The following is a 16,100-nucleotide window of genomic DNA, read 5'->3' on the forward strand; positions in this document are numbered from 1 at the left end:
AAGGCTCACTGACTTTAATTTATCCCAGTGAGCCTTTTTTCATTTATAACTTAAACTTATTAATTGTATTTTGTAAATCTTGTGCAAGTTCTGCTAAATTTCTACTTGCGGAAGTAATTTCTTCCTGTGAAGCCAACTGCGTCTGCGTAGAAGAGGATACCTTATTTACATTGCCTACCGTATTTTCTCCAATATCCTGCAAGCGAGCCATAATATTTACAACCTCAGCATTTCCAGTAACAATTTGCTTAACTTCATCTGCTACTACTTGAACATTTTCTCTCACTTTTTCAATATGATCAACAATTTCTTTAAATGACTCTCCTGCTTCATTAACAATCTGCGTCCCTTTTTTAACTTCTTGTGTTCCATTATTCATTGCACTTACTGCAACGTTTGTTTCTTCTTGTACATGACTAATTAGTGCATCTATTTGTTTTGCTGCTTCTTGTGATTGCTCTGCTAATTTTCTTACTTCATCTGCTACAACCGCAAAACCTCTGCCTTGTTCACCGGCTCTAGCAGCTTCGATTGCCGCATTTAATGCCAAAAGATTTGTCTGTGCAGCTATACTTGAAATCGTATGTACAATTTGTCCAATTTCCTTCGAACGCTCACCCAAGTTTGTAATTACATCGCTTGTCTTCATTATCATCGTATCAACTTGTTGTATTTGATTAACGGCTGTTTCAATTGCGCCCCGCCCTTTTCTTGCTACCGCTACACTATTTTGTGCATTTTCTAATGTCGTCTGCGTATTCCCTTCCACTTTATCAATTCGCTGCGCGATTTTCTCTACAAATCCCACTGCTGAACCAGTTTGGCTCTCCTGTTCTACATTATCTTTTGTTACCTTTCCAATTGCCACAGCAACTTCTTCTGCCATAAAACTAGATTGTTCAGCACTTGCAAACAATTCTTCACTCGCTGCTGCAACCTGCTCAGCCATTCCATTCACTTGTGTAATCATTGTCTTTAACTGATCAGACATAATCTTTAAACTATTCGCTAACCTTCCCATCTCATCTTCACTATCAACAATAATCGTCGCTGATAAATCACCTTTTGCAATTTTTTCCGCTACCAGAATTAACTTTTGAATTGGTCGATCCACCTTTTGATTAAAGATGTAGATCAAGGCTAAAACGAGGAGAATAATGACAATAACAGAGATTGCAACACTTACATAGACAGATTGATTAACTGCAGCATAAATCTCTGCCTTCGGATATACTAAAACTAACTTCAACCCAGTATTTCCAATTGGTGAAACCATAATATAACTATCACTGCCAAAGGCACTACTTTCTAATAACGCCTGTCCCTTTTGCTCTACAATTTGCTTACCAAGATTGCTTATATTACTATCTTTATCTTCCGTAATCTTTTCTTGCATATTTTTCTCAGCATCACGATACGCAACATAATAGCCTGCTTTTGTAATGATGAAGGAGTATCCAGTTTCGCCAATTTTCATATCTCGAATATAATTTTCTAATTCCGTTAATCCAATATCTACTGTAAGTACCCCCGCTAACTTTCCATCTTTTTCGATTGCGCTAGCACTCGTTATCATCGTCGTCTTACTTACATCATCATAAAATGGTTCACTCCATGCCACTTCACCATTCCCTTGCACACCATTTTTATACCATTCATACGATGGATAGTTATACGCTTCATTACTATAATCCATCGTAAGCTTTACCGATCCATCGGTATCACGATATAAATATGGTCCATAATATTTTAAGTCAGCCTGATAAGCATTCGGCTCAAACCAACAGCCACTGCCATAAACCAAACTATCAGATTTAATTAGCTTTTCCATAGTTTTAAATACAAGGTTCATATCATATTGTTCCATTGCATCCAAATTTGCCGTCAAAGCCTTATTTTTTTCAGCGACCTGTAACATTCTAGAGTTGAACGCATTTACGATTTCACCAGATTTAGCTTGTAACTTTCCTTCGACTTCTTGCTCCATTCCTTCTCTGAAAAAATGAACATTAAAACCGGTCTGAATACATAACAATACACTAGTAATCACAATAACACTTAAAACAAAAATTGATTTAATGCTCTTACTTAACCTAGTCATTACCAACACCTCTTTTATAAGACATTTTTCAACAAAATTTTATTATACTTATTATATCATTCTTTTAAGCAAAACCCACCAAGAGACTATTTAGTCGTATGTTAATTAACAAAAAATTAAGATTTTCATCTCAAAGCATCTTCATCTAACGCTTTGCATTTTTTACTGTCTATGTTACGATAAAACAAGGCTTGATTCAGGTGCAGTTTCCAGTCTATCTGAACCTTAGAACGCCTAAATTATCAGACAAAACTAAATGATTAAGTATAGGAAGATAAAATGATGTCTAATAAATCTCCTCTGGCAACGATTTTAAAAGTGGAAACGAACACCACTTTACCTGATGAAATCCATTATAGAATACAATTTAAAGGATGCCCTTTAAATTGTATTTGGTGCAATTCTCCTGCACTTAAAAGCAAAAAAATAGAAATTGTACCGAACGAAACAATATGTGTTCACTGTATGGCCTGTGTATCTGATTGTCCCTCCACTGGAATCATCAACCTTAACAATCAAATTCATATACAAAGTAAGTATTGCATTGGGTGTATGAGCTGTGTAGAAATTTGCCCACAAGGTGCCTTAAAGCCGATTGGGAAAAAAGTTAGCATAGTCTCGCTTTTAAATCAACTTCTTCCTAAAAAACCTTCAAATAATCAAAACAAAAAAAAGTTGCGAATTACCTTATCCGGTGGAGAGATTCTATCTCAAAGCACTTTTCTTCTAGCCTTACTCAAACAGTTAAAAGAACATTTCTTTTTTACCATTTGCGAAACAACTGGATACGCAAAACCGGATGACTTTAAAAAATTACTTTCCTATACCGACCTCCTACATTTTTCTCTTGCCCATTATAACAGCCAAAAGCATTTTGAAATGACGGGGGTATCTAATGAAATCATCCTTAAAAATTTATCAACCGCATTATATACTCATAAAAATATCACCATTTGCATCCCTATTGTACAAATGGTGAATGATGATTTAGAAGATGCAAAAAAATTTGCTGACTTGTTAACCAGACTGGGAGTAAACAGGATAAAAATAAAGTATTTTAAAAAATGTGGCTTTGAAACTTATTTACCGCTCCTTCCATCAGATATTACAACATCACAAGCGCATCAAAAAATTTTAACCTATATAGAAACATTAAAAAAAGAAGGCTTAGAATACTCCTTTTAGTATTCCAAGCCTTCTTTCATTTCCTAACAGCACTATTTTTTAATTTTATCATTTCTTCTATCTGTGTGCCCGGCAACGTAAAACCACGCCCCATCACTTCATTTGCATCTTGTACAATCATAAATGCCATTGGATCCAATAAATCTACAAGCAACTTAATTTTGCCAATCTGCGTTAAATTTACGACAACAAAAATGATATCCTTATGTTGATGTGTAAAAGCCCCTTCTCCTTTTAGAAAAGTTACACCACGCCCAACTTCTTTTATAATTTCATCAGCAATTTTCTCACTTTTGCTAGATATAATCATGACTGTTTTCTTATTATTAAACCCTGCTACAACCTTGTCTGTAAGCTTTGCTGCCACAAACATAGAAATTAAGGTAAGCATTGCTAATTTCGGTCCAAAAAAACCTGCGGCAACGAGCATAATGATACAATTTAATGAAAAATTCACCGCCCCCATGTTGAGTGCATAATACTTTTTCACAATTGCTGCGACGATATCAAATCCACCCGTACTGCCATTAAAGCGAAAGACAATCCCATAACCTATGCCGGTAAAAACACCACCATAAATTGCAGCCAATAACGCATCATCTACAATCGGAAAGTTTTGCAAGAACATCATTGCATCAATTGCCACTGAAAACACAACCGTCCCAAAGATAACATCCATCGTATAAGGTTTACCTAATAATCGATATGCAGCAAATAGTAATGGAATATTCATGATCAACGTCATTGTCCCTATAGGAAGCCCAAATAAGTAATACAAAATGATCGCAATCCCACCAATTCCACCACTCAGTAGTTGATGGGGAACTAAAAACAAATTAATTGCACTCGCACTTATCAAACAGGCAAAAGTGAGGATTAGATAACGCGTAACTTTACTCTGCAAACAAAACACCTCCGCTCTATACTACTGTTCAAGTGTTGTTATTCTAATCTCGTTTAAATATCCTTGTGAGATATCAAGCATTAACCGGTCTTTTTCATTTTGTTGATAAATATAATAAACCTTCCCCCCGATACGTTCCTTTTCACCTTTTCCATAAGCTTTATTCAACTTGTACAAGGTAGCGCCGATTTTGACACCTTTCTCACTTTCATACGTTTTGTCACTGATTCTGATATCCACAACTTTTTTTGTCGCTTCATCAATCCCAATACGTGTATCGTTATTTTCGCCATAAATATAATATGTCACTACTGCTGTATCCGTTAAATGACTAATATCCATACGAGGCTGTCCGATTTTATTTACCATTTCTTCATAACTTCCCCCAAGTTCTATACCACGATAAGAAAAGTCTATCTTTTCCGCCGCAAAACCATGAATCGTCAAAATCATACATAATATAGTTATACTCAATATTTTTTTTAACATAACACAATCCTCAATTTAATTTTAATTTTGCTAATGCTTCCGCTAAAGCATTATTTACTGGTGTTTCTGAGCTTTTCGCTTGGTCTTTCATAAACCTTGCCACATCGCGCTTTGATACTTTCGTGCTTGATTCTTTGCTTTTACGCTCTTTAAACGTCGATAACTTCTCCCGGTATCCACAAACACACGCAAAAATTTGTCCTGCACCTTCCCCACGCAATTCGAGCTTCTTATGACAATTTGGACAACGTGCATTTGTTACTTTAGCCAGACCTTTACGATAACCGCAATCACGATCTTGGCAGACAAGCATTCTGCCTTTTTTCCCGTTGACTTCCAGCATAAACTTTCCGCACTCAGGGCATTTTGTCCTTGTTAAATTATCATGACGAAAACGATCTTCACTATTTTTTATCTCTTGTACAACATGAGTAGCATAGCTTTTTATATCTTGTATAAAGGTAGCTTTGCCTAATGCACCATTTGCAATACTACTTAATTTTTGTTCCCATTTTGCAGTCAAAACTGGCGATTTTAATTCACTCGGAACAAGATTAAGTAATTGTCTGCCTTTTGCTGTAATAAAAATATCCTTGCCGCGTTTTTCTAATAAAAATGATGCAAATAATTTTTCAATGATATCAGCTCGCGTTGCCACGGTTCCCAATCCACCAGCTTCATTCAAGGTTTGCTTTAATGCTTGATTTGATTCTTCCATATACTGTATTGGATTTTCCATCGCTGCTAAAAGTGAAGCCTCCGTAAACGGTGCTGGCGGTTTCGTTTTTCCTTGCGTTAACTCAATTTTCCCTACCGATAATCCATCGCCTTCTTTAATCTGCGGTAACTTTTGCTCTCTAACTTCGCTGTCACTGTCTTCATCCAAAGATCTCTGATAAATTTCTTTCCAGCCTAAACTTTGCACCGTCTTACCACGTGCAATAAAGCTCTCCTCACCAATTTTTGCAAGCAGCGTTTTCTGTTCATATACATAGGGTGGATAAAGTACTGCAATAAAGCGTTTCACCACTAGATCATAAATTTTACGTTCTTTATCCGTCATTGCGCTTAAATTAACAAATTGTTCAGTTGGAATGATCGCATGATGATCAGAAACTTTTTTATCATCAACAAAATGTTTGCTACCAACGATATGTTTACTTGCTTGAAATGCAAACTTCGTATAATTTGCCACTCCGCACGCTTTTAAGCGATCCTTAATCGTTGGCACAATATCTGCAGATAAATAACGCGAATCCGTTCTTGGATAAGTCAGTACTTTATGCGACTCATAAAGTTTTTGCATAATAGAAAGCGTTTCTTTTGCCGAAAAGCCAAAAATCTTATTTGCATCTCGCTGTAATTCTGTTAAATTATATAGCTCTGGTGCAAACATTTTCTTTTGCACTGATTTAACTTCAACCACCTGTGCTTTTTGTCCTTTGATTTCCTTTATAATACTTTCTGCCTGCTCTTTCATGAAAACTTTTGTAGCTTTGCTTTTTTTCTCTTGCCAAGTCCATTCCACTTGATTTGCCCAAACTTTAATTCCATAATACTCACGCGGTTTAAAATTCTGAATTTGTTCTTCCCTTTTTGCAATAATGGCCAAAGTCGGTGTCTGTACTCGACCACAAGAAAGTTGCGCATTATGTTTGCATGTCAAAGCGCGAGTTGCATTAATTCCTACATACCAATCCGCTTCCGCCCTTGCAACAGCAGATTGATACAAATTTTCATAAAGTCTGCCATCTTTTAAATGCGCAACCCCGTCTTTAATCGCTTTATCCGTAACTGAGGAAATCCAAAGGCGCTTGATTGGTTTATGTACACCAGATTTAACAATAATCCACCTTGCGACCAATTCGCCTTCACGTCCGGCATCAGTTGCAATTACAATTTCACTTACATCTTTGCGATGCAATTGCGTTTTTACATTTTGAAACTGTTTTGCCGTCTGCTTAATTACCACAAGTTCTAACGCTTCTGGCATAATTGGCAGTTCTTCTATTTTCCAAGCTTTCGCACTCGCACCATACTTTTCTGGATCGGCATGAGTTACAAGATGTCCTAATGCCCAAGTTACAATATATCGATTTCCCTCAATAAAGCCGTTGCCATTTTTATTACACCCTAAAACACGTGCCAAATCTCGGCCCACTGATGGTTTTTCTGCTAAAACAAGAATTTTACTCATGAACTTCTCCTTAAATCAAAATATCTTATCTTTATTATACACGAAAATAAATAAAGACAATGCAAATAAAACAAGAATAAGTTTTTTTAAAAAAGTGAACCCTACAGGTGAGAAAACCATAAATTTATGCTTACATTACAAATAACACCATTCCTGTATTTTCTTTAATATTTCGAACTCGTAATTTATTGGAGGAGGATTTTTATGCAGTATCATCAGCTGATTCGTCACAACGGCATTGAGCCGCTGTTTCATGCGATAGAAATGTCAGTCATCGCCGCTTGTAATCATCTACCCTTTCACCTGCACGCCGAAGGATTGCGCGGTACGGGAAAAACAACGGCTCTTCGTGCAGCTCACGCTTTGTTGCCACCAATCGAACGCATCAAAGGCTGCATTTACAATTGCGACCCTAAAAATCCTCATTGCCCACAACACAAAAATTTGACGCAAGAGGAAATTGCTACAATCGGAACTGAATTTGTTCCACGACCTTTTTTAGAAATCTCCCATTCAGCTAAAATTGCCTCCGTAGTTGGCAGCATTGATTTAAGTAAATTAGTAAATAGTGAAAATAGTACAGCTGCACTTTTGCCTGGAACAATACCACAAGCACATCGTGGAATTATTTTTGTCGATGAAATTAATCGTCTTGCTGATACCTCCCCTGAACTAGCTGATATTCTTCTAGACGTAATGGGTACAAAACCGGGCAGAATCCAAATTGAAGAAGCTGGACTACCAATCGTCGAAATGCCTGTAGAGATTAGTATATGGGCAGCTTCCAATCCAGACGAAGAACCTGGAAGACTCGCCGATGTTCGGCGGCAGCTATCAGATCGCTTCGACTTAACAATTCCAGTAAAACAACCATCTGATGTGACTTCTGTACAGAGAATTCTAAATCAAACCTCTCCAGACACAGAACTTTTTCAAACCTTTTCTATTCCTAAACTGGATAATATCTCTTTTCGTGATGACCTTCAACAAATTCTTGCAACCATTTACGTCCAATTCAATTTAGAAAGCATTCGATCTATTCAAGCAATTGAAACTGCATCACGCTTAGAAGCTGCGATTAGCCAACGAAACACAGCACAAATTGACGATATCATAAAAGCGATCCTTCCAACTTTATCCCATCGTGTATCCACGCAGACAATAGAACAAATTCTTCACTACCTTGACCTAATTAAAAGCCATCAAGAAATACCTTTTTCCCTAAGCGCTGGTGTCATCGCAGAACATACACCTAAACCTACAATAAAAAAATTCTCCCTTTCTAGATTGCAACAATTTCTGAAACAACTCATCAAACTTTTGCCCAAATTTCCTTCAATGTCCGCCCTTACTGCAAATACTAAACGTAATGAAGATCCATCCCATCATCAACCGCAATTAAAAACTTCTACAAAAGAAGATATCATCTCCCCACCAAAAATTGCCACGCCTCTTAGTGAATTAAAAGAAGCTGATTGGTTGCAAAAACCTGAGGAAAAATGAAGAATATATTCGATTTATCTAATGAAAATTTAGCATATTTATCTGAAGAACTTCAACTACAATTAAATAAAAACAGCGGTGTTGGTATTGGACAAAGTAGTGTATTAAGTAAAAAAATTCATCTTTATAAAGCCTCTTCACCACAAAACATTCAAATTGTCGTCAATGCAGATGCTGGTAAGTTTTTCTATGGACAAATCATAGAAAATAAAATTTTTCACCTTGACGTTTTCCATCAATGCGGCAAAGTAAATCATCAGCAAGCTGCAAAAAAAGTAATTGAAACTATCAAATCTTACGGGAAATATAGCCTGCAGAAAGCCAATTTGCCAAATCCAGATTTGTTTGATATTCAAACGGGAACTGGCGGTGGAAGAATTACTGGAAGCTTAACTTATGGTACAAAAGAATCTCTATGCTATACCCACCAAAATCACATTCATTTGGCCTTTTCACTCTCTCATGAACATTTAGTTCTACTTTTCTATCTAGTTGAAACTTTAGAAAAAGTTATTTTAAACCATAAATTAGAGCTACGCCAGATAGAACAGATAAGCAATGGATATAGTGACGATAATCAATATATGAATGTATCAGATTATGCTGACAAAAACGATTCTGCACTGCGCCGAGAAACTACTTCTGATACAACCTTTGCCATGAAAGAATTGAAAAAATCTTCATCTCCCTCTATGGGCGATGAAACTTTATCCGGTCAAGACCAGCAAGCAAGCAGTGCTTCTACGACTGGGCAAAAAAGCCAACAACAAACTCTACTTGGTTTAGTAAGGCAGATTCCCCATACATCTAATTTAATCAAGGCAACGAAATCGAAAAAATTTTCTCTTCCGCAATCACTGCATAATTTAATTTGGCGAATTAGAAACTATTTAAAAAAGAAACCCGGTCAACATCACCCAATAAAAAACATTCAAAACATTAAATCAATTGTGAGTAAGCAGATTAGTAAATCATCAACAGCAAATGATTTTTCACTCGATATCGCAACAACCATTCATAATGCTGCCGTAAGACAACTCAATCAGTATAAAAAAAATTTTTCTATTCAAGTCGATGATTTATCCTTTTACTCTACCAATACCAAAACCAATGCAGAAATTTGCCTCTTACTTGATGTAAGCGCTAGTATGGGTGGATGGCGCATTGATACTGCCAAAGAGCTTATCTTTAAGTTGCGCGAAATTACCTCACACAAAATCAGTATTATTACTTTCCATAATCAAAATGCAACAATTGCTCTACCTTTTACTAGAGATAAAAACAAGCTAATTGATACCTTAAATCAACTACAGCCAAGTGGAGCAACCCCACTCGCATTAGGTTTTAAAATCAGCTTACAGTACCTGAAAACAGAGCGACTGCGAAAGCCATTTTTATTTCTTATCACTGATGGGCTTCCTTGCTACACAAGCGGTAATTTAAACAATCCACTCGAAGATGCCCTACTTATGGCAAAAGAAATGAAAAAACACCATATCCATTTTTCCTGTATTGGATTAAATGAAAAGCAAGATTATTTGCATACCTTAGCCAAAGCTGGAGAAGGGCATATATTTAAATTAAATTAATCTTAAAAACAGCTACAGAAAATCTGTAGCTGTTTTTAATTCATTCTCATTTTTATGCATGGAATAGCGTATCTTCTCATATTATTTAGCATGAATTCTTCTAGGAGGTATATATTATGGCCGATACAACAGTAACCAATACAGACAACTCCTGTAATACACAAAGTGTAGAAACAGCTACCGAAGATACAAAAACAACACAAATAACGACGAACCAATCAAATGACGTAAATGAAACTATTACCGTTACCAAACCAGATGAAAATGATTGCTGTTGTCCTTGTGGGCATTTAGATTTAGATAAGCTTGCTGAAGATGCATGTCAATGTGCTTTCAGATCTTCTAATATCGTAATTGCAACCAGCAATTCAATTATGGTATTTACAATGATTATTCTACAAGAAGTCCTCAAAGAGCTTTGCCGTTCTAAGAATTTCAATTTAGATGATGTTGTATTAATTACTTCTGCCTTAGCAGTGTTAGGCGATGGAATCAATATTAATAATCCGCAACCATTCAATAGTTAAGAAGGAGGAATAAATCATGGAAACAACATCAATTACTCGTACTGAAACCTGCCAAGATAACAAAACAACTGTCGTTACAGATACCGTTGATGATAAAACCGTCACAACGACTTGTATAGACAATACAACTACAACAAAAACATCAAATCAAACAATTAACGATCCTAGAGTTATCCGTTGTCCTTGTCATCATCTCAATCTACAAAAATTGCTTGAAGAAACAAGGTGCCAGGCATTTAAATCTAGCAATCGAGCCGCCGCAAGAGCAAATGGTGTATTGCTTTTTGCTCTGCAAATTTTACAAAATATTTTAATTTGTAAATGTAAGCAAAAAGAAGTCAATATTAACGATTTATTTCTTATTGCAACTGCGATGGGGGAAATAGGCGATATTATTTCTATTTATAATCCACCACCATTTAATAGTTAATTTTAATATATAATGAAAATCGACAATCCTTTAAGGATTGTCGATTTTCTCTATTCTCCATCGTTATCATTATATAAAATTTGTTAATATCCAATAAACAAGAATCCCTGTTACAATACTCTTCGCTAAAGATTTTGTCTTTAGCGAAACGACAAGTACAATCAGCGAAGCAAGTAAATTTATATTATTTAGACTTAGATTTAAATGATCGCCATTAATAAAAATTTCTGAAAAGACGAGTGCACCAAAAATTGATGTTGGCACGTAACGTAACCATCGTTCAACGATTGGCGATAGGCTCACTCTTGCTAAAATAAAAGGAGGTAATGCACGTGGAATATAAGAAACAATACACATGCCTAATATACAATACATAATTTCAGTTGTACTCATCATTTCTTATTCGCCCCACCTTCGATAACACACCCTGCTGTTGCTGCAATTAACGTTGCAACAACAATATGTAATTTATGCGGTAAAACACTTGATAATCCCAAAGCTAAAACACCGCCAAATAACCCAATCATAATCAGTAATTTATTGCTAAAATGATACGTCCATAAGCCAATAAACATCGCTGTTAATGTATAGTTTACAACGGCGATATCGACTAAGATAATGTTTCCTAATACATTTCCAAGCATATTGCTGAAAACCCAAGCACTATGCGAGATGATGTTTAGTGCTAATGCTCGATCCGGTGTCCACCTTGTTTGCGAAAAATTACTTAAATTCACAGCAAAAGTTTCATCTGTAATCCCTTGTGCAAATACACCTAAATATCGTGAAGATTGGCGCATCAAATAAGTAGCTAATGTTGAACTATATAATACATGACGTAAATTAACAATAAATGTAGTCAAAACAATCGATAAGATAGAAGCGCCGCCCCCCATCATTGCAATGGCAATAAATTGTCCACTTCCAGCAAAAACGAGAATTGACATAATTCCACTTTGCCACACTGTAAGTCCTACCTTTTGGGCAAAAACACCACAAGCCGAACCTAAAAATAAATACCCAAAACAAATCGGTAATGCAGCTTTCCATACCTCTTTATCCAGCAAACCTTTAAAAATAATAGCCGCCCCCACTTCAACCTAAATAATAATAAATAAAACATAATTATAACTTTATATTTAACGTTTCTAACACTTCTTGTTATTATAGCGGTTCAATCAGCATTTTTCAATATTTATCTGGTTTTAAGGTAAAGTTTTAGCAAATAATACTGTCAGAGGAATTTCAACAGATGGCTAGAATATAAACAGAGTTCTTAATTTAGATGGAATTTTAACTTCACCTGAATCTTAGAACTCGTTATCCAGGGATTAGCTGGGTGATTTAAAAAGATTCGAGGTTAATAAACATGCTTACCGATGAACTTATAAAAAAATCGGCTGCGACCATTGAAACGTTTAGTCGCGGCTTATCTTATTATCGAAATCATTATGTAAAAGATTTTACTGCCAATCAAAATACATTTAGCGCCTTAGTTTACGGCTCTGACATCTATAACGTGCGTATCACTTTGAACGAAAATGCCGACCATATCTCCGCATATCATTGTGATTGTCCTGCATCCCATAAATATATTGGCGCTTGTAAACACGTCGTTGCTGTTTTAAAGCGAATTCAAGAATGTAATTTAGATAAACAGCCGCCTGTAAAGAAGCAAGAGCCTAGTAACTTGCTTTTTCATTTTTTCCAAAGCATTCGCCAGTCTCCCCAAAATGAAAAAGTCGCCCATCTTATTCCAACATTAAATATTCGTCGTTACTATAAAAAAATTGCCGCTGACCTTGAGTTTACAATTGGCAGTGAACGACAATATGTAATTCGCAATATGAAAAATTTTCTATCTTCCGCGTATCTAAAAGAAGATATTAAATTTGGCGCAAAATTCACCTTACATTCTGTAATGCCAAATTTCGATCCTATCTCTGCACAACTTTACAATCTCTTAATAACGGCATATGAAGATGAACAAAGTCTATCACCGTACACGATTAGTGACAGTAAAGTAGCGGTGAATAAAAGTTTTCTTTTAACTCCTACCAGTTTACAGAAATTTTTCGCAATCATGGAAAACACCCCGTTTGACCTTTCTTTTGATGGATATTTGTATCCACAGACAAGCATCCTAAATGATCGACCCAATCTAAAAATCAAATTAGAAAATAACGCTTACGGCAAAGCCGTATTATCTCTTGGAAAAACATCAATTCTCCCGCTAGACCATCATTATCGTTATTTGTGGGTAAACGATACTTTATATCATGTTGATAAAGAGTTTTCAACCTATATAAAGCCGCTTTTACTAGCTTTTGAACAAAGTCCCGGGATTACACTCCCGATTCATACCGAAGACCTACCACGTTTTTTTTCAAATGTTATGCCTGAATTAGAAAAAATAGCATCTTTGGATGTTTCCAATACAATTATGAAAAAATATGATATTTTGCCGCTTAATGCTGCGATTTATCTTGATCAAGATAAAAACTCTCTCTATGCCGATCTCAAATTCAAATACGGTGATATCGAAATTAATCCTTTTCTCAATAAAGAAATCGTTAATCATACCGGAGATAAAATTTTGATTCGCGATCAACAAGAAGAAGATAAAATTCATGCGTTATTCGCCAAATATGCATTTACCCCACAAAAAAATCACTATATACAATCAGATGAAATGCAGATTTATGACTTCTTGAATGATGGAATTCGTGAACTCACCAATTGCGCCGAAATCTATTACAGCGACACGATGAAAGCAAACCCAATAAAAAGAATCGAAAATCTCTCTACTGGCATTCGTGTAAGCGATGACAATGTACTTGAAATGTCATTTGAAGCAGACGATTTAAATTTGCCAGATATTTTTTCCATGCTGCGTTCCTATCGCTTAAAAAAACGCTACCATCGTTTGAAAAATGGTACCTTTATCAATTTAGACAACGATGAATTAGAAAATTTAGCTGATCTAGCTGAACACTTAAATCTAAAAGCCCCTAAAAATAGCAATACAATCAAACTCTCCTTGGCAAAAGCGCTCTACCTCGACAACTTATCGCGCGATATTGAAGGATTAAAATTATCACGTAATCAGGCATTCAATCAGCTCATTTCTGATATTACCGAACCGGCAAAGCTGGATATTGCTATACCGCCATCACTCAATGGCATCTTACGCGACTATCAGAAAGTCGGCTTTAAATGGCTTAAAACTTTGGCTCATTACAAATTGGGCGGAATTCTCGCTGATGATATGGGTTTGGGGAAAACGTTGCAAGTCATCACCTTCATCCTATCGGAAAAATCAAAATCTCCACTGCCGTCCATCGTGATCGCTCCGACTTCACTCATTTATAATTGGCAAGAAGAAATTGAGCGATTTGCACCAGAACTTACCTCACTCGTCATCACTGGATCGCGGGCGGAACGACTTGAGTTACTCAAACAGAGCAACAATTATGATATTATTATCACTACCTATAATATCTTAAAACGTGATATTACAGACTACGAAAACCGCCATTTTCATTATTGTTTTCTCGATGAAGCACAGCATATTAAAAACCCCAATACACAAAATGCAAAATCCGTAAAACATCTTCAAACTGATGGTTATTTTGCCCTCACAGGCACACCGATTGAAAACACATTGACTGAATTGTGGTCGATTTTTGACTTCATCATGCCTGACTACCTATTATCACATAGTGCTTTTAAGAAAAAATTTGAAATTCCGATTGTAAAAAAACAAGATCCTCTCGTTATGCGAGATTTAAACCGTTATATTACCCCATTTATTCTCCGTCGAATCAAAAGCAAAGTATTAACGGAATTACCGCCAAAAATTGAAAGTAAATTAATCAATACAATGACCGACAAGCAAGCAAAAATTTATCAAAGCTACTTCATTCAAGCCCAAAAAGAATTTCAAACTGAACTTGCTAAAAATGGTTTTGAGCAAAGTCGAATAAAAATTTTATCTATTTTAACGCGCTTACGCCAAATCTGCTGTCATCCAAGTTTATTCCTCGAAGATTATCACGGTAGTAGTGGGAAACTTGAATTGATGCTGGAGATGTTAATCGATGCCATAAAAGGTAATCATCGCGTTTTGATTTTCTCCCAGTTTACCAGTATGTTGGCGATTCTGCAAAATGAATTAAAAAATCGCAGCATTTCCTATTACTACTTAGACGGATCTACCCCGGCACTTGACCGCGTGCAAATGGCAAACTCCTTTAATAGCGGTAATCAGCCGGTATTCTTAATCTCGCTCAAAGCTGGTGGAACAGGGCTGAATTTAATCGGCGCCGATATGGTTATTCATTACGACCCATGGTGGAATCCCTCAGTTGAAGAGCAGGCGACCGACCGCGCCTATCGCTTAGGACAGGATAATACCGTGCAAGTCTTTAAATTAATCACCAAAAATACTATCGAAGAAAAAATCTTCAACCTGCAACAAAAGAAAAAATCGCTCATCGATAGCATCATCCAGCCGGGAGAAAATTTTTTATCCAAACTTAACGAAAAAGAATTACGCGAATTATTTAATCTAACCTAACGATATACAACAAAAGCCGGACGATCGACATGAAGCTGATCATCCGGCTTTACTATAATTTTTAAATCCCAAACTCTTTTGCATAAGTTACCGTTCCACTTATAGGCTTTACATTATCTTGTAGGTTGATTGCCATAAAATTGGCAGAAGATATCCCATCAGGAACTTCAATACCAAACTGTTCTGCTGGACGGTAACCAAATCGCGGATAATATTTTTCACTTCCTAAGACCAGCGAATACTGATATCCTAATTTCTTGGCAATTTTGTGACCTTCTTCAATTAAAGCAGTACCTATGCCCTGCTTTTGAAATTCTGGCAGCACGGACAACGGTGCCAAGACAAGTACTGTATCCTCTCCCACCCTTGCTTTTGTGAACATAATATGTCCTGCAATCCTGCCGTCAATCTCCGCGATTAGAGAAAGTTCCGGTACAAATGCCACCCCATTTCTTAAAGCATCAACTAAATCCTGCTCATTTCCATCGCTGTATTCTGCAGTTGCAAATGCATCTTTTACAAGGCTATAAACCATATTGCAATCTTTGCTTGTTTCCTGTCTGATTAACATAGCTTTTCCTCCTGATTTATGCTTC

Annotated in this window: 13 protein-coding genes; 6 read left to right on the forward strand and 7 right to left on the reverse strand. The window is 36.2% G+C overall.

Features of this window, described 5'->3' with window-relative positions; all coding sequences use genetic code 11:
* Window positions 1-43: 43 nt before the first annotated feature.
* On the reverse strand, window positions 44-2,101 hold the full coding sequence (locus ACWZFG_RS08510; protein ID WP_455577412.1) for a methyl-accepting chemotaxis protein: 2,058 nt from the start codon (window positions 2,099-2,101) through the stop codon (window positions 44-46).
* A gap of 282 nt (window positions 2,102-2,383) precedes the next feature.
* Between ACWZFG_RS08510 and ACWZFG_RS08515 the strand changes: the two genes are divergently transcribed.
* On the forward strand, window positions 2,384-3,286 hold the full coding sequence (locus ACWZFG_RS08515; RefSeq protein ID WP_455577413.1) for a glycyl-radical enzyme activating protein: 903 nt from the start codon (window positions 2,384-2,386) through the stop codon (window positions 3,284-3,286).
* A 16-nt stretch (window positions 3,287-3,302) separates the two neighbouring features.
* Here ACWZFG_RS08515 and ACWZFG_RS08520 read toward each other — a convergent pair whose 3' ends face one another.
* Genes ACWZFG_RS08520 through ACWZFG_RS08530 form a run of 3 tightly spaced genes read right to left on the reverse strand, consistent with a single transcriptional unit; the run spans window position 3,303 to window position 6,876 of the window.
* Entirely contained in the window at window positions 3,303-4,190 is an 888-nt protein-coding gene (locus ACWZFG_RS08520; protein WP_455577414.1) for a YitT family protein, read from the reverse strand.
* A 21-nt stretch (window positions 4,191-4,211) separates the two neighbouring features.
* Entirely contained in the window at window positions 4,212-4,679 is a 468-nt protein-coding gene (locus ACWZFG_RS08525; protein ID WP_455577415.1) for a hypothetical protein, read from the reverse strand.
* A 10-nt stretch (window positions 4,680-4,689) separates the two neighbouring features.
* On the reverse strand, window positions 4,690-6,876 hold the full coding sequence (locus ACWZFG_RS08530; protein ID WP_455577416.1) for a DNA topoisomerase III: 2,187 nt from the start codon (window positions 6,874-6,876) through the stop codon (window positions 4,690-4,692).
* Window positions 6,877-7,080: 204 nt separating this feature from the next.
* Here ACWZFG_RS08530 and ACWZFG_RS08535 point away from each other — a divergent pair, with 204 nt between their 5' ends.
* From ACWZFG_RS08535 to ACWZFG_RS08550, 4 genes are all read left to right on the forward strand, one after another.
* Window positions 7,081-8,379 carry an ATP-binding protein gene (locus ACWZFG_RS08535; protein WP_455577417.1) on the forward strand — a complete coding sequence of 433 codons (1,299 nt, stop codon included), beginning with the start codon at window positions 7,081-7,083 and terminating at the stop codon, window positions 8,377-8,379.
* On the forward strand, window positions 8,376-9,968 hold the full coding sequence (locus ACWZFG_RS08540; RefSeq protein ID WP_455577418.1) for a vWA domain-containing protein: 1,593 nt from the start codon (window positions 8,376-8,378) through the stop codon (window positions 9,966-9,968). Before ACWZFG_RS08535 ends, ACWZFG_RS08540 begins: the two co-directional genes overlap by 4 nt.
* Before the next feature lie 116 nt (window positions 9,969-10,084).
* Complete coding sequence (locus ACWZFG_RS08545) at window positions 10,085-10,495, forward strand: hypothetical protein (RefSeq protein WP_418627456.1); 411 nt, start codon at window positions 10,085-10,087, stop codon at window positions 10,493-10,495.
* Between the two features lie 16 nt (window positions 10,496-10,511).
* Window positions 10,512-10,925, forward strand: a complete 414-nt coding sequence (locus tag ACWZFG_RS08550; RefSeq protein WP_177504678.1) for a hypothetical protein — start codon at window positions 10,512-10,514, stop codon at window positions 10,923-10,925.
* 69 nt (window positions 10,926-10,994) lie between these two features.
* Here the strand turns inward: ACWZFG_RS08550 and ACWZFG_RS08555 are convergent, their stop codons facing one another.
* Window positions 10,995-11,321 (reverse strand): AzlD domain-containing protein, encoded by a 327-nt coding sequence (locus ACWZFG_RS08555; protein WP_177504677.1) that lies wholly within the window; start codon window positions 11,319-11,321, stop codon window positions 10,995-10,997.
* Complete coding sequence (locus ACWZFG_RS08560) at window positions 11,318-12,019, reverse strand: AzlC family ABC transporter permease (protein WP_177504676.1); 702 nt, start codon at window positions 12,017-12,019, stop codon at window positions 11,318-11,320. The genes ACWZFG_RS08555 and ACWZFG_RS08560 overlap by 4 nt, the downstream gene beginning before the upstream one ends.
* Window positions 12,020-12,294: 275 nt before the next feature.
* Between ACWZFG_RS08560 and ACWZFG_RS08565 the strand changes: the two genes are divergently transcribed.
* Window positions 12,295-15,504 (forward strand): SNF2 helicase associated domain-containing protein, encoded by a 3,210-nt coding sequence (locus ACWZFG_RS08565; protein ID WP_455577419.1) that lies wholly within the window; start codon window positions 12,295-12,297, stop codon window positions 15,502-15,504.
* Window positions 15,505-15,565: 61 nt separating this feature from the next.
* Here ACWZFG_RS08565 and ACWZFG_RS08570 read toward each other — a convergent pair whose 3' ends face one another.
* The gene (locus ACWZFG_RS08570) at window positions 15,566-16,075 is read right to left on the reverse strand and encodes a GNAT family N-acetyltransferase (protein WP_455577420.1); all 510 of its coding nucleotides are present in this window, start codon (window positions 16,073-16,075) and stop codon (window positions 15,566-15,568) included.
* Window positions 16,076-16,100 lie beyond the last annotated feature (25 nt).

The sequence above is a fragment of the Anaerosinus sp. genome (assembly GCF_965318445.1).

What these genes read in the sequence shown, in the direction of transcription:
- ACWZFG_RS08530 (WP_455577416.1), bottom strand. Translation starts at nt 6,876, where the DNA reads ATGAGTAAAATTCTTGTTTTAGCAGAAAAACCATCAGTGGGCCGAGAT.
- ACWZFG_RS08515 (WP_455577413.1), top strand. Translation starts at nt 2,384, where the DNA reads ATGTCTAATAAATCTCCTCTGGCAACGATTTTAAAAGTGGAAACGAAC.
- ACWZFG_RS08510 (WP_455577412.1), bottom strand. Translation starts at nt 2,101, where the DNA reads ATGACTAGGTTAAGTAAGAGCATTAAATCAATTTTTGTTTTAAGTGTT.
- ACWZFG_RS08545 (WP_418627456.1), top strand. Translation starts at nt 10,085, where the DNA reads ATGGCCGATACAACAGTAACCAATACAGACAACTCCTGTAATACACAA.
- ACWZFG_RS08550 (WP_177504678.1), top strand. Translation starts at nt 10,512, where the DNA reads ATGGAAACAACATCAATTACTCGTACTGAAACCTGCCAAGATAACAAA.
- ACWZFG_RS08535 (WP_455577417.1), top strand. Translation starts at nt 7,081, where the DNA reads ATGCAGTATCATCAGCTGATTCGTCACAACGGCATTGAGCCGCTGTTT.
- ACWZFG_RS08525 (WP_455577415.1), bottom strand. Translation starts at nt 4,679, where the DNA reads ATGTTAAAAAAAATATTGAGTATAACTATATTATGTATGATTTTGACG.
- ACWZFG_RS08540 (WP_455577418.1), top strand. Translation starts at nt 8,376, where the DNA reads ATGAAGAATATATTCGATTTATCTAATGAAAATTTAGCATATTTATCT.
- ACWZFG_RS08570 (WP_455577420.1), bottom strand. Translation starts at nt 16,075, where the DNA reads ATGTTAATCAGACAGGAAACAAGCAAAGATTGCAATATGGTTTATAGC.
- ACWZFG_RS08565 (WP_455577419.1), top strand. Translation starts at nt 12,295, where the DNA reads ATGCTTACCGATGAACTTATAAAAAAATCGGCTGCGACCATTGAAACG.
- ACWZFG_RS08555 (WP_177504677.1), bottom strand. Translation starts at nt 11,321, where the DNA reads ATGATGAGTACAACTGAAATTATGTATTGTATATTAGGCATGTGTATT.